The sequence below is a fragment of the Thermoleptolyngbya oregonensis NK1-22 genome, from assembly GCF_032705245.1.
Classification (GTDB): domain Bacteria; phylum Cyanobacteriota; class Cyanobacteriia; order Elainellales; family Elainellaceae; genus Thermoleptolyngbya; species Thermoleptolyngbya sichuanensis.
The window spans coordinates 328,307-341,985 of the sequence record NZ_CP053540.1; the positions used below are offsets into that span (position 1 = coordinate 328,307).

Here is a 13,679-nt window from a genome sequence, read left to right on the forward strand (position 1 = left end):
GGACGGCTTCAGGGTTCTTCGAGCCGCCGCAATCTGGGGATTCAGAGTTTCAAGAGTTTCGAGAGTTTCGAGATTAGGATTTCACCGCAGAGGTTTCGTCACCAGGTTTTGTCGCTAAGGGAGCTGGCACTGTGAGCAAAGAGATGGGCAGGAAGCGAATTTTGAACGTGTCTCGTCGGCAGGTGATTCGAGGGCTGCTGGCCACCAGCGCCTTTGGTCTCACGGCGAAGTTGGGAACAGCGTGCAGTCCTTCTGGCACAGGCGGAACAGATGCCGCCGAGGGGGGCGCAGCAGGCAGCGGCGACCCGCTCACCATCGGCTTTATCTATGTCGGGCCGAAGGACGACTACGGCTACAACCAGGCCCACGCCGAGGGCGCAGCGGGCATGGCCAAGAAGTTTAGCTGGGTGAAGCTGGTGGAAGAGGCAAACGTGCCCGAAACCACCGCCGTTGCCGAGTCAATGCGGAGCATGATCGACATCGACGGCGCAAAGGCAGTTTTTCCCACTTCCTTCGGCTACTTTGACCCACACATCCTGAAGCTGGCGGAAGAATATCCCGATGTCCAGTTTTTCCACGCGGGCGGACTGTACCAGGAAGGCAAAACGCCAAAAAATATTGGCAGCTACTTTGGCTATATCGACGAGGCGCAATACGTTGCGGGCATCGTCGCAGCCCTCACGTCCAAGAGCGGCAAGCTGGGCTTTGTGGCCGCGAAACCAATCCCCCAGGTGCTTCGCAACGTCAACAGCTACACCCTTGGCGCTCGCAGCGTCCGCCCCGATGCCACAACTCAGGTTCTCTTCACCGGAAACTGGGCGGAACCGATCAAAGAGGCAGAAGCCACCAACAGCATGGTGGATCAGGGCATTGATGTCGTCACCTGCCATGTGGACAGTCCGAAGGTGGTGATGGAAACAGCGGAACGGCGCGGCATTTTTTGCACAGGCTATCATGCCAACCAAGCGGCCTTGGCTCCTAAGGGCTACCTCACAGGAGCCGAGTGGGACTGGACGAATATCTACTCCAAAATTGCCGAAGACATCTACGCGGGCAAGTCGCTGCAAGACGGCACAATTGACCACATCCTGCGCGGCGGCTTGAAGGACGGCTTCTGTAAGGTATCGGACTACGGCCCGGCAGTCAGCGCCGAAGCCAAGGCCGCTGCGGACGCAGCCAAAGCCACGCTGATAGACGGGAGCCTCGTCATCTATTCCGGCGAAGTGAAGGACAACAAAGGCGGCGTGGTGGTCGGGGCGAACGAAAAGCTGGAGCAAAAAGATCCCAAGCTAGAGCAGATGGATTATCTGGTAGAAGGCGTAATCGGGTCAGTGGGAGGCTAGAGAACAATGGCGCTTTCACAAACCTGGCGCAGGACGCTGGAATCTCTTTGTCTATCGTTTGGGGCCATTCTGGCCGGAATCTTACTGTTTGGAATTTTTTGTGCGCTGGTGGGAACAAACCCCTTCGCGGTGTATGCCTCGATCTGGAAGGCTGCCTTTGGCAAGTGGAGCACCTTCCAAAATACGCTGGTGCGGGCGGCTCCGCTGATGCTGTCGGCTCTGTGTACGGCACTGCCCGCCCGACTGGGGTTGGTGATCATTGGCAACGAAGGCGCACTGGTGGTTGGTGGACTGGCAGCCGTTTCGATGGGTCTCGCTATGGGAACGGCTTTCCCTCCTTTGATGGTGCAGATCGCAATGGCGATCGCCGGGATGGTGATGGGCGGCATCTGGATCGGCGCGGCGGGATGGCTGCGGCACTATCGCGGCGTGAATGAGACGATTAGCAGCCTGCTGTTGAACTACGTGGCGATCGCCCTGCTGAATCACCTCGTTGGCGGCCCCATGCGCGACCCCAGCTCCCTCAACAAGCCCTCCACCTTTCCGCTGGCGGAGGTCAACATGCTGGGCAACATTCCCGGCACGCGGGTTCACTGGGGCCTGCTGTATGGGCTGATCGCCTGCGTCATTGCCTATTTCCTGATGCAGCGCACCACCTTTGGCTTCGCCGCCCGCACCGCTGGTGGCAACATCCGTGCCGCCAAAATTGCGGGGCTACCCGTCGGCAGGCTGACGGTGATGATCTGCTTTCTGGCAGGTTCCTGCGCGGGTTTGGCGGGCATGGTGGAGGTAGCCGCTGTGCAGGGTTCCGCCAACGAATCGCTGAATGTTGGCTACGGCTACGGTGGCATCCTCGTCGCCTTTGCCGCCCGCCACAACCCCCTCGCCGCCGTGCTGATTTCCCTCCTAGTCGGCGGCATCCTCGCCAGCGGCGGCATCCTCCAGCGGGCCCACGGACTGCCCGATGCCACCGTGCTGATCTTCCAGGGACTCGTCTTCTTGATGGTGCTTTATAGCGACTCGCTCTACGGCAAGTTCGGCCTCTTCAAAGAAAAGCCCATCGTTATCGAACCCCCCGCGCCGCCGCCGCCGAGTCCGGGGCAGGAGCCAGTGGTCACGGTTTGAGCCAGACGCGATGAGGCGGTGGAGCAGCAGGGCGATCGCCCTCGCCTGATTCAGAAGTACCCCAACACCCCAACATTTCAACTCAATACTCCAACCCAACACTCCAACTCAATACTCCAACCCAACACTCCAACCCAACACTCCAACCCAATACTCTAACTATGTCAGAACCCTCACAAGCAATCGGCTGGCTTGGTGTTCCCCTGGCAATCATTGCGGGAACCATGCGCGGCGGCACACCCTTTCTGTTCGTTAGCCTGGGCGAGTGCCTGACGGAAAAGAGCGGCAAAATTAACCTGGGTCTGGAAGGGACGCTGCTGACAGGCGCGATGGCGGCCTACGCGATCTCCTATCTCACTGGCTCACCTTGGCTGGGTGTGATCGCAGCAGGGCTGGCGGGAGCATTTCTCGGCGCAATCCACGGCTGGCTATCGCAGCAGTTTCGCGTCAATGATGTGGCGGTGGGCATCGCCATGATTATTTTTGGCAGCGGCGTGGCGTTCTTTTTTGGCAAGCCTTTTATTCAGCCCAAGGCTCCCCAACTGCCGACGATTGACCTGGGCAACTGGAGCCAGGTTCCCGCCCTGCAAGCCGCGCTGCAAATCAGTCCGCTGTTTTTAATTGGGCTGGCGATTGCCCCTCTGATGGCCTGGTTTTTCCGTTCCACCCGCTGGGGCCTCTTCGTCCGCGCCGTAGGCGACAGTCCCGAAGCCGCTCGTGCAATGGGCGTGTCGATTTTCAAAGTGCGGATGCTCAGCGTCATTGCCGGAAGTTTCCTGGCGGGCATCGGCGGCGCGGCACTGTCGCTGTATTATCCCGGCCTGTGGACGGAGCGTATCTCCAGCGGTCAGGGCTTGATGGCAGTGGCGCTAGTCATCTTTGCCCGCTGGAACCCGATCATGTGCCTCTGGGCATCGCTGCTTTTCGGCGGCGCACAGGCCCTCGGCCCCGCCCTGCAGTCCGTTGGCATTAAGGAAGGCTATTACCTGTTCAACGCCGCGCCCTACGTGCTGACGCTGCTGATTATGATTTTTACCTGCTCGCCCAAGCGCACGCTCAGCGGCGTTCCTGGGGCGCTTGGAACCGATAGCTGATTCAGGAGGTTGATGATGGGACGATTTGTAGAGGCCGATCCCTATCCCTACCCATTTAACGGCGAACTGCATCCCGGCAATACGGCCGTGCTGGTAATTGATATGCAGATCGACTTTTGTGGCCCGGGTGGCTATGTAGACAAGATGGGCTATGACCTGTCGCTGACCCGTGCGCCGATCGAGCCAATTCAGTCTGTGCTGGCGGCCGCACGGGCGCAGGGCTATCACGTCATGCATACCCGCGAGGGACATCGCCCTGACCTGTCGGATTTGCCAGAAAACAAACAGTGGCGATCGCGCCAAATTGGGGCAGGCATTGGCGATCCGGGGCCCTGCGGCAAGATTCTGGTGCGCGGCGAACCCGGCTGGGAAATCATCCCCGAACTGGCCCCACTACCCGGCGAAGTGGTAATCGACAAACCCGGCAAGGGTTCCTTCTACGCAACCGATCTAGATCTTGTGCTACAGCGTAATCGTATTCAAAATATCGTCCTTGCCGGAGTCACCACTGATGTCTGTGTGCATACCACCATGCGGGACGCAAACGATCGCGGCTATGAGTGTCTGCTGCTCTCGGACTGTACTGCTGCAACGGATTATGGCAATCATCTGGCTGCCCTCAAGATGATTAAAATGCAGGGCGGCGTGTTCGGCGCAGTATCCGATTCACGTTCCTTCATCGAGGCGATCGCCTCATAAAGTCTGAATCATCAACAGATTCATCAGCAGATTCATTGGCAGATTCATTGGTAGGTTCATTAATCAGTACATTTCCTCTGCATATCGCATCTCAAACAGCCCTATCTTCGACCTTGGTTAACCTCTAACCCCATCACCCCTCATGACTTCCATCGCCACAACTAGCCCAACCCTCCAAGTCGAGCGTCCGCCCGATCTCCAGGTCACAGGCATGTCCAAGCACTTTGGCACACTCATCGCGCTGGATAACGTATCGCTGCATCTCAAACCTGGCAGCTTTCACGCGCTGCTGGGCGAAAACGGCGCGGGCAAAAGCACCTTGGTCAAGTGCATCATGGGCTTTTATTCCCCCACTTCTGGGGCCGTGCTGATCGACGGCAACCCGGTAAAAATCGCCAATCCCCGCGATGCACACCACTACGGCATCGGCATGGTGTATCAGCATTTCACCTCCGTTCCTGCCATGACGGTCGCCGAAAACCTGGTTCTGTCTCGCTACGAAAGCAAGGCGCTAATCAACTGGAAGGATGAACTAGAGGAGCTTCAAGCCTTTATGGATGCTTCGCCCTTCCGCGTGCCGATTGACGTGCCGATCGCCCAACTCGCCGCTGGACAAAAACAAAAGCTGGAAATTCTCAAGCAGCTTTACCTGAAGAGCCGCATCCTAATTCTGGATGAGCCGACTTCGGTGCTGACTCCCGCCGAGGCGGACGAAGTCCTGGGTCTGCTGCGCGAACAAGTCACCGATGGCAAGCTGAGCGTGCTGATGATTTCGCACAAATTCCGTGAGGTGATGGCCTTTACCGACGAGATTACAGTCCTACGCAAGGGCAAGTTTGCGGGCAGTGGCCTCGTGAAGGATCTGACCGTGCCAGAGATGGCAGAAATGATGATGGGCGAGAAAAAAGAGCCAACACCTGTTAACAAAGTTGACGACTTGGAAAAAGTCCCTGTGCTGGAAGTGCGAGATCTGCACGCCAACAAAGACAACGGCGTAGAGGCTGTCTCAGGCGTAAACTTAACTGTTCACAGCGGTGAGATCGTCGGCATTGCAGGCATTTCGGGGAACGGTCAGCGGGAACTAGTAGAAGTGCTGGCAGGACAGCGCGAACCCACGTCTGGCGAGATTTGGGTCAACGGTGAACCCTACAGCGCGACCCGCGCTGAAATGTTCAAACACAAGGTTTTTGCCTTGCCGGAGGAACCACTAAAGAACGCTTGCGTTCCACATATGAGCGTCGCAGAAAACATGGCTCTGCGAACGTTCGATCGCCCACCCCAGGCAAAAGGAATCATGCTGATCTTGAACGCGATTCGGAACATGGCAGTGGGGCTGATTCACCAGTTTTCCGTCAAAACGCCATCACCCGAAACGCCCGTCGGCAATCTCTCTGGCGGAAACGTGCAGCGTGCGGTTTTGGCACGGGAATTGTCTGCCGATCACATCAAGCTGCTGATTGCGGCAAACCCCTGCTTTGGTCTGGATTTTAACGCGGTGGACTTCATCCACACTCAGATCGTAGATGCCCGAAACCGGGGCGTGGCGGTGCTGCTGGTCAGTGAGGATCTGGATGAACTGCTGAAATTGAGCGATCGCCTCATCGTCATCAGCGGCGGCAAGTTTGTATACGACAGTCCAACGAGTGAAGCAGACTTTGGGGCGATCGGCACCAGCATGGCCGGCCATTAGCCACGCATCCAAAATCCAAAATTCAAAACCCAAGATTCAAAACCCAAAATCCAAAACCGACCTGCCGGAGAACACCAATCATGGGTCTAACCATCACAGCGCTTCCTTACGAATACACCCTGCCAGACAACCTGAGCAAACTGGCACTGGTCATCATCGACATGCAGCGTGACTTTATGGAACCGAGCGGCTTTGGCGATGCGCTAGGGAATGACGTAACGCGACTCCAGGCAATCGTTCCAGCGCTGAAGGAACTGCTGGCAGCGTTTCGGGCACTAGATTTGCCTGTGATCCACACGATCGAGTGCCACCAGCCCGATCTATCCGACTGCCCGCCTGCCAAGCTCAATCGGGGCAAAGGCTCACTGAAAATTGGCGACGAGGGCCCGATGGGGCGAATTCTCGTGCTGGGGGAACCGGGAAACGGCATTATTCCCGACTTGGCTCCGCTGCCGGGTGAAATCGTCATCCCTAAGCCAGGAAAAGGCGCATTTTACGCGACACCGCTGGGCGCAATTTTGGCAGAGCGCGGCATCACCCACTTATTGATGACGGGCGTAACTACTGAGGTGTGCGTGCAGACGACGATGCGCGAAGCCAACGATCGCGGCTATGAATGCCTGATGGTGGAAGATTGCACCGAGAGCTATTTTCCAGAATTTAAGCAGGCGACCCTGGAAATGGTGCGGGCGCAGGGCGGCATCGTCGGCTGGACGGCTCCCTCAGCAAACGTGCTGGACACATTCGCCGCATTCCGAGCGTCAGAGGCTTCTCCTGTCTGAGCTACCGCTTCACCCTAAATCGGGCAGAGAACCTCTGCATGGCCGCCTGTGAATTCAGCCCCGCAGGCGGTTTTTCTTTTCGGCTAGCGCGTCGGTTCGCATGTCGGTTCGCAGACCCGCTTGCTGCCTAAAATTCAGCGCTGAGCGGCGTGCGGGGGAAGGGGATGACATCGCGGATATTTTGCATTCCCGTCATGAATTGCACCAGACGCTCGAACCCAAGCCCAAAGCCCGCATGGGGCACCGTGCCAAACCGTCGCAGATCGAGATACCACCAGAGATCTTCGATGGGCATTCCTAAGTCTTGAATGCGTTTCTCCAAGACATCCAGACGTTCCTCACGCTGTGATCCACCGATGATTTCTCCAATACGCGGCGCAAGCACATCCATTGCGCGAACCGTTTTCCCATCGTCATTCAGCCGCATGTAAAAAGCCTTGATCTCGACAGGGTAATCTGTGACGATCAGCGGTTTCTTAAACAATTCCTCTGCCAGGTAACGCTCATGTTCCGATTGCAAGTCCAGTCCCCAGGAAACAGGGTACTCAAAGGTGCGATCGCTCTTTTCCAGAAGGGCGATCGCCTCCGTGTAGGTGATCCGCGCAAACTCGCTGTTAATAATATTCTCGGCCGTTTCCAGCACTGTGTTTTCAATGCGCTCATTAAAGAACGCCATATCTTCTGGGCATGTCTCTAGCACATGCTTGAACACGGACTTCAGGAAGGACTCGGCCAGTTCCATATTGCCCAGCAAATCGCAAAACGCCATCTCTGGCTCAATCATCCAGAACTCCGCTAAATGGCGCGACGTGTTGGAATTTTCGGCGCGAAACGTGGGGCCAAAAGTATAGACATTGGAAAACGCCATCGCCATGATTTCCGCCTCTAGCTGCCCGGAGACGGTGAGATAGGCGCGTTTGCCAAAGAAGTCTTGCCCAAAATCAACCTCGCCTTCTTTCGTCTTGGGCGGATTTTTCAAATCCAGATTCGTGACGGTGAATAACTCTCCCGCGCCCTCACAGTCGCTCGCCGTGATGATGGGCGTATGCACCCAGAGAAACCCCCGCTCTTGGAAAAAATGATGCACCGCCTGAGCAGCGGCGTTGCGGACGCGGAAAACTGCGCCAAGCGTATTGGTGCGCGATCGCAGGTGGGCAATCGTCCGCAAAAACTCAAATGAGTGCCGCTTCTTTTGCAGCGGATAGGTTTCCGGGTCTGCCTCGCCGTAGACCGTAACCGACTCTGCCCGTAGCTCAATCCGCTGCCCCTTAGCGGGCGACTCCACCAGCCTCCCCGACACCTCCACCGCCGCGCCTGTGTTGATGCGGGCGATCGCCTCGGCATATCCCGGCATGTCTTGATTTGCCACCACTTGCAGCCCCGCCATCGAGGAGCCATCGTTCACCTCGATAAAGGTGAACTCCTTTTGTTCACGTTTCGTCCGCACCCAGCCGCGCACGCTCACGGCATCGTTGGGCTGGCCCTGGCGGAGGAGGTCAAGAATGCGGTTCGGCATATTTCAAAGATCAGGGGTCAGGAGTTGGGAGTGAGAGCCGGAAAGCCCTTCATTAAAAATAGCGGGTTTGGGGCGATCGCTCCCACTCTTTCGCCACGTTTATCGCCTAATCCCACCTTCCTAACCCAAAAAAGACCATTTGCTACAGAGCAGCAGCTTCGTAGCACTGCATAAAACCTGGGGGATTGCCCCTCTGACAATTGCAATCCCAACACCGACACTTCTGGGCGATCGCCCTTCATCTCCTTGCACCCGTACCTTTGGGCGATCGCCCTCATTTCCCAACACCGACATCTTTGGGCGATCGCCCCCCGGATACCTTTTGGGACGTTGCACACTGACCGAAATCTATCGCTGCTCAACATCTGCGGCTGCCCCGAAAGCCGTTGGCAGTGCTCGGCTTGACCCAGATCTCGGAGAACTAAACCTTCGCAACTGGGGGGCGAATCGCCCACTCACCCGAAAGCTGACAGAACCAAGGCGCTGAGGGCTAACAGTGAAGTGCAGCGGCGGCAGATAACTTTGAGAGCCACACCCGTAGCTTTGTCCTTCCGCTGCCGCGCAGTGTTTTAGCTGGCGATACTACTCTAGGTACTGAAATCCCCGTTCACCTTTCAATTTACCATCGAAGCTTACGGTTTCTGTGCAACCCGCCTGTCGAGATACCGCCCCAATCAAGTAATCAGAAAAATCAGCCTTGCCCTGCTTGTACCGCTGTAGAGCTTGGTCAACCGTCGAACGATTTTCAAACTCGAAAGCTGCGCTGTGTAACATAGCCTCTAGAACGCTAATGATTTCGCTTTTGTGGAAGCCGTAGTTTGTCCCTCGGAGCACCCAAACTAGCTCACACAGAACGATATTGGTAATAAAGCAAGGTTGGTTCTGTTGAATAAATGTAACAGTTTGTTTCCATTGTTGCTCATCATCTCTGGTAAGGTATCGAACGAGGATGTTGGTATCAAGCCCAATCATTTGCGCCCTCGAAGATGGCTGCTTCCATATCCTCAAGAGAGGCTGCTTGAATGCTGGGTCGGTAGAGAACTCCAGATAAGTCTTCTATAGCAACATTGAGGGGAAAGATTTTAACTTGACCGTCTTCGTCAATCACAAACTCGACTCGGCTACCACTCACGAGCTTGAGATGCTGTCGAATTTCTTCAGGTAGGGTGATTTGTCCAGTATCGGTGACTGTTGTACAGAGCATAGTTATGGCGGCGACAAGTTGGCTTATATCAAAATTTTAACTGGTGAGGAACCTAGCTTCTATAAGCCATCGACTGAAGTGTTTATCCGCCACAGTCTATAAGTCTTCTTGCAAGAGAAGCAAACTCCGAAATTTTCTTGCCGTTTCTGCTCTCATTCTTGTTGTCTTTTCAGTTCAAGCTGACGTTCTGCCTCTTTTTTGCGTATTTTTTTTGCTAGCCTACCTCTGTTTTGGGGAGTTAGGCAGATGGGTTCACAAAGGCTTTAGATAATGAGGCTGCGAGATCCTAGATTTTGGAGTGGGGATTTTGGATTTTGGATTGAGGGGATGCCCTGCTAAAATCCAAAACCCAAAATCGCCCTTATCGGTTCTTACTCGGTTGCGCCAGGGTTGCTGCGGATGTCGCGGTGGAGGTAGCGCAGCACTTCGCCGGGGCGACCGTCGAGGACGATGCCGTGGGGTGGGAAATCCAGGGCGTTCGTCCACTCGAAGCGTTCGGCGTAGCGGAGCAGGTGCAGACGGTCAATCGCCATCTGTGCGTCTTCGGGGAGGCCGATGATGCAGTGGCGCAGGCGGCGACGGTGGGGCAGTTCGCAGGTGAGCGGGGGCAGCGAAAACTGGGTCGCCTCCGAGATTGGGGACGACCAGGTATATTGAATTTTCAGCATTTGGGGTTTCCTCCTGGAAACGAGTGGGTAGGAAACCCCGAAATGTTGGCCGCCCACGGACGTGAAGCGCTGGGACAGGGCGGCCTACAATGGACGCAGCCCTGAGACAGCCCGTACTGTCTTGGGGTCAGGCGTTGGTGGGTGCTGAGAACACCTGCCAATGCCGTAGGTGACTAAACGACCAAAATTTCGGGGGAAACAAGCTGCTCGCACGACAGCTATGGCGCAATATATTACAGCATAGGACGGGCGATCGCCAAGCATTATCGCCCTGTTTCTTAGCACATCTGTTCAGCACGATTTTTGGGGTAAGAATATCCGGGAGGTCTGGGAAGGGCGATCGCCCCGCCAACTCGCCACCTAGACTTCGACCGCTGCCGCCCCCCGATTTGCCCCCCAATCCGCCCCCTAATGGGCCGCTAGCTAGCCGCTTCGGGAGTCACATCTCCGTGAAAATAGGGTCATGCCCCCTTGATCGAACCCCGGACTTCATTGAAGATTAAGTGTAGAAACGGAGTCGCTCATTGATCTTGCGGATTGGATGCGTTAGCAGTTGTCCTATTCATGCTCTATTTACTCTGGGTTCCGTTAATTTACGTAGGGGAATTCCGCAGTCCCTTGAGGGCGTAACCCATTGGAAACTACGGAGGGCGATCGCCCATCTTTTATGTTTTCTTGAAGACCGTGCAGCCATGTTGGACTGGAGTGTACCTGTGACAAACGACTTAGAGTTTTGCGTTCGCACAGCGCTTGAGTTTGGCGAGTTGTCGCCCGCAATGCAGGCTCGAATTGCCGACTTGGTTGCCTCAGGAAGCCTGTCGCAGCGCGATCGCATGTTGCTGTCATTGCTAGAAGATGCGATTGGCGATGGCTGCATCCGCCAGCTTTCTGCGCCGATTTCGGTTTAATCCTTCTGACTTGTGGTTCCCAATACGAGACCGCTACCTCAGCGATGTGCCAGGTCTAAAGAATTGTAGCCTTATGATGAAGAGGAAAGGCTGCTGTATCGGGGCTGAGCCACCATTGCTGAGGGGGTTTCGATTTGAAAGTTTTCTCGATGCTTTGCCCGTCCGATCGGCGGAACTTGGGGTCGCTGTTTGTTGCGGGTTTACTCTTCTGGGCATCGCTGGCATCGCTGCTGCCAATTCTGCCGCTATACGTGCAGTCGTCTGGGGCAACGGGGCAGATGGTGGGGCTGGTGATGGGCTGTTTTGCCATCGGGCTATTGGGCTCGCGGCCGCAGTTGGCGCGGCTTGCCGATGAGCGGGGACGCAAGATTACGCTGCTGCTGGGCATGGCCGTGGTGGCGATCGCCCCATTAATCTACATTTTTGCCGAGTCGATGGTGCAACTGGCGGCGGTGCGGGCCTTTCACGGGCTGAGCATTGCCGCCTTTGCGCTGGCCTACAGTGCGCTGGTGGTGGATCTGTCTCCTCCCCAACATCGCGGCGAGCTAATTGGCTACATGAGCCTGGTGAACCCGATTGGCATGGGGCTGGGCCCAGCTATGGGCGGTTTTTTGCAAGCTGCCTGGGGCTATCAGGCGACGTTTTTGGCATCGGCAGCGCTGGGTCTGCTGGGATTGGCGCTGTTGCTGCCGATTCGGGAGCCGCGTATTGAAAAGCACCCAACGACTCAACGCCATCGCCGCGAAAATTTCTGGTTGCAGCTTGCTCATCCTGCGGTGCGAACGCCTGCGCTGGTGCTGCTGCTGGTGGGGCTATCGTTTGGGGCGCTGACGACGTTTGTGCCGCTGCTGGTGGCCGAGTCGGGTGTGACGTTTAATGTAGGGCTATTGTACACAGCAGCGGCGATCGCCAGCTTCACGATTCGCCTGCCCGTGGGTCGAGCGTCGGATTCCTACGGACGCGGCCCGTTCATCAGCTTCAGCCTGGTGCTGTATACCCTTTCGATGGTGGTGCTGTGGCAGGCCAGCAGCACGTTGCAGTTCTTGCTGGGCGGCTTTTTGGAAGGGGCCGGCGCGGGTATCTTGATTCCCATGATGGCGGCACTGATGGCCGATCGGGCATTGCCCAACGAGCGGGGTCGCATGTTTAGCCTGTGCATGGTGGGGTTTGATGTCGGCATTGCGATGGCGGGGCCGTTGCTGGGGGCAGTGTCCGACCAGGTGGGCTTTCGCGCAATTTTCGGCTGGTCGGCGGTGCTGACGGCGATCGCCCTGCTCATCTTCCTCACACTGTCCTCCAAGGATGCGCCCCACTCGCTACGATTTGCGCTGGGTCGCGGGGACGATATCTATGCCGTAGATTCCCCAAGTTAACCAGCACACACTCCCTCACACGCCGAAAAGGGTAGGCTAATGAAGTTTTCAGAGACAGGGTTGCGCCTGCGCTTCCCAAGCGCATCGCCATTGGAACGGGCCGTGAATCGACGATCCCATCCCCCTGTGTGGATTTTCGATTTTAGATTTACGATTTTGGATTGCCAGTTAGGCATTGAGCTTTTGGAGTGCAAGTTAGTCACGACTCAATGAGTCTAATGGTGAAGCGGGTGGATCGCGGCTTCACCTTCACCATTTACTCATCGCCACTTACAGCGAGGCTTTATGAAGGGATTACAAGGAAAAACGGCCCTGGTGACGGGAGCCTCTTCAGGCATTGGGCAGGCGATCGCCATTCGGCTGGCGCAGGAGGGGTGCAACGTTGCAATTAACTATCGCAGCAACCCAGACGCGGCCCAAGACACCCAGGAGCAAGCCATGCAGAAAGCCTGTGATGGGGCGGCGGCCTGCGGCGTGCGATCGCTCTTGATCCAGGGCGACGTGTCCAAAGAAGATGACATCCGCCAGATCATAGCCACCACGATAGAAAAGCTGGGCAGCCTCGACATCCTCATCAACAATGCAGGCATCCAAACTGAGAAACCCGCCCACGAGGTCACCGCAGAAGACTTTGACCGCATCCTGAACGTAAACCTGCGGGGCGCGTTTCTCTGTGCGCGAGAGTCGATCCGGCACTGGCTCGATCGGGGACAGTCTGGCGTGATTATTAACATTTCCAGCGTCCATGAAATCATTCCCCGCCCCCTCTACGTCACCTACTCCATCAGCAAAGGCGGCATGGAAAACATGACCAAGACCCTGGCGCTGGAGTACGCAGATCGGGGCATCCGGGTGAATGCGATCGCCCCTGGCGCAACCGTTACCCCCATCAACAACGCCTGGACAGAAGACGCAGAAAAACGTGCCCAGGTGGAAAGCCACATTCCAATGGGTCGAGCCGGAACCTCGGACGAGATGGCCGCTGCCGTGGCGTTTTTGGCCTCGGACGAAGCCGCCTACATCACTGGGCAAACCCTCTTTATCGACGGTGGCTTGACGCTATATGCCGATTTTCGCGAGGCCTGGTCGGCTTAGTGAGCAGCCAAGGCGGAGGCGCTAAGGCACTGAAAACCCGGTTAATCCGGTAATCAGGTTAATCCGGTAATCAGGTTAATCCAGTAATCAGGTTAATCAAAGGCTAACAAAGCGCCCGATCTGCCCAACTCTTCCGCCCATCGCCGCCAATCCCAAATCCCAAATCCAAAATCCCCAATCAG

14 protein-coding genes are annotated in these 13,679 nt (G+C 56.4%); 10 read left to right on the plus strand and 4 right to left on the minus strand.

Features of this window, described 5'->3' with window-relative positions; genetic code table 11:
- Positions 1–143 precede the first annotated feature (143 nt).
- From HNI00_RS01400 to HNI00_RS01425, 6 genes are all read left to right on the plus strand, one after another.
- Entirely contained in the window at positions 144–1,343 is a 1,200-nt protein-coding gene (locus tag HNI00_RS01400) for a BMP family ABC transporter substrate-binding protein (RefSeq protein ID WP_420156276.1), read from the plus strand.
- Between the two features lie 6 nt (positions 1,344–1,349).
- The gene (locus tag HNI00_RS01405; RefSeq protein WP_297088302.1) at positions 1,350–2,468 is read left to right on the plus strand and encodes an ABC transporter permease; all 1,119 of its coding nucleotides are present in this window, start codon (positions 1,350–1,352) and stop codon (positions 2,466–2,468) included.
- Between the two features lie 161 nt (positions 2,469–2,629).
- The gene (locus HNI00_RS01410; protein ID WP_316790018.1) at positions 2,630–3,562 is read left to right on the plus strand and encodes an ABC transporter permease; all 933 of its coding nucleotides are present in this window, start codon (positions 2,630–2,632) and stop codon (positions 3,560–3,562) included.
- Positions 3,563–3,577: 15 nt separating this feature from the next.
- The gene (gene biuH / locus HNI00_RS01415; protein ID WP_297088298.1) at positions 3,578–4,261 is read left to right on the plus strand and encodes a biuret amidohydrolase; all 684 of its coding nucleotides are present in this window, start codon (positions 3,578–3,580) and stop codon (positions 4,259–4,261) included.
- A 142-nt stretch (positions 4,262–4,403) separates the two neighbouring features.
- Positions 4,404–5,951 (plus strand): ABC transporter ATP-binding protein, encoded by a 1,548-nt coding sequence (locus HNI00_RS01420; RefSeq protein ID WP_316790024.1) that lies wholly within the window; start codon positions 4,404–4,406, stop codon positions 5,949–5,951.
- An 80-nt stretch (positions 5,952–6,031) separates the two neighbouring features.
- The gene (locus HNI00_RS01425; RefSeq protein WP_316790026.1) at positions 6,032–6,733 is read left to right on the plus strand and encodes a cysteine hydrolase family protein; all 702 of its coding nucleotides are present in this window, start codon (positions 6,032–6,034) and stop codon (positions 6,731–6,733) included.
- A 127-nt stretch (positions 6,734–6,860) separates the two neighbouring features.
- Here the strand turns inward: HNI00_RS01425 and asnS are convergent, their stop codons facing one another.
- Positions 6,861–8,249, minus strand: a complete 1,389-nt coding sequence (gene asnS / locus HNI00_RS01430) for an asparagine--tRNA ligase (RefSeq protein ID WP_316790028.1) — start codon at positions 8,247–8,249, stop codon at positions 6,861–6,863.
- 200 nt (positions 8,250–8,449) lie between these two features.
- Between asnS and HNI00_RS01435 the strand changes: the two genes are divergently transcribed.
- On the plus strand, positions 8,450–8,590 hold the full coding sequence (locus tag HNI00_RS01435; RefSeq protein WP_316790030.1) for a hypothetical protein: 141 nt from the start codon (positions 8,450–8,452) through the stop codon (positions 8,588–8,590).
- A 241-nt stretch (positions 8,591–8,831) separates the two neighbouring features.
- On the opposite strand, the gene HNI00_RS01440 is transcribed toward HNI00_RS01435, so the two are convergent.
- From HNI00_RS01440 to HNI00_RS01450, 3 genes are all read right to left on the minus strand, one after another.
- A complete protein-coding gene (locus HNI00_RS01440) occupies positions 8,832–9,221 on the minus strand; it encodes a PIN domain-containing protein (protein ID WP_316790032.1) in 390 nt (129 codons plus the stop codon).
- Positions 9,208–9,453 carry an AbrB/MazE/SpoVT family DNA-binding domain-containing protein gene (locus tag HNI00_RS01445; RefSeq protein WP_316790034.1) on the minus strand — a complete coding sequence of 82 codons (246 nt, stop codon included), beginning with the start codon at positions 9,451–9,453 and terminating at the stop codon, positions 9,208–9,210. Before HNI00_RS01445 ends, HNI00_RS01440 begins: the two co-directional genes overlap by 14 nt.
- Positions 9,454–9,824: 371 nt before the next feature.
- A complete protein-coding gene (locus tag HNI00_RS01450) occupies positions 9,825–10,121 on the minus strand; it encodes a hypothetical protein (protein ID WP_316787420.1) in 297 nt (98 codons plus the stop codon).
- A gap of 713 nt (positions 10,122–10,834) precedes the next feature.
- Here HNI00_RS01450 and HNI00_RS01455 point away from each other — a divergent pair.
- The 3 genes from HNI00_RS01455 to HNI00_RS01465 all read left to right on the plus strand — a co-directional run bounded on the left by HNI00_RS01455 (position 10,835) and on the right by HNI00_RS01465 (position 13,497).
- Complete coding sequence (locus tag HNI00_RS01455) at positions 10,835–11,029, plus strand: hypothetical protein (protein WP_172353581.1); 195 nt, start codon at positions 10,835–10,837, stop codon at positions 11,027–11,029.
- A gap of 134 nt (positions 11,030–11,163) precedes the next feature.
- On the plus strand, positions 11,164–12,402 hold the full coding sequence (locus HNI00_RS01460) for an MFS transporter (RefSeq protein ID WP_420156238.1): 1,239 nt from the start codon (positions 11,164–11,166) through the stop codon (positions 12,400–12,402).
- Between the two features lie 285 nt (positions 12,403–12,687).
- Complete coding sequence (locus HNI00_RS01465) at positions 12,688–13,497, plus strand: glucose 1-dehydrogenase (protein ID WP_316790039.1); 810 nt, start codon at positions 12,688–12,690, stop codon at positions 13,495–13,497.
- The last annotated feature ends 182 nt before the right edge of the window (positions 13,498–13,679 follow it).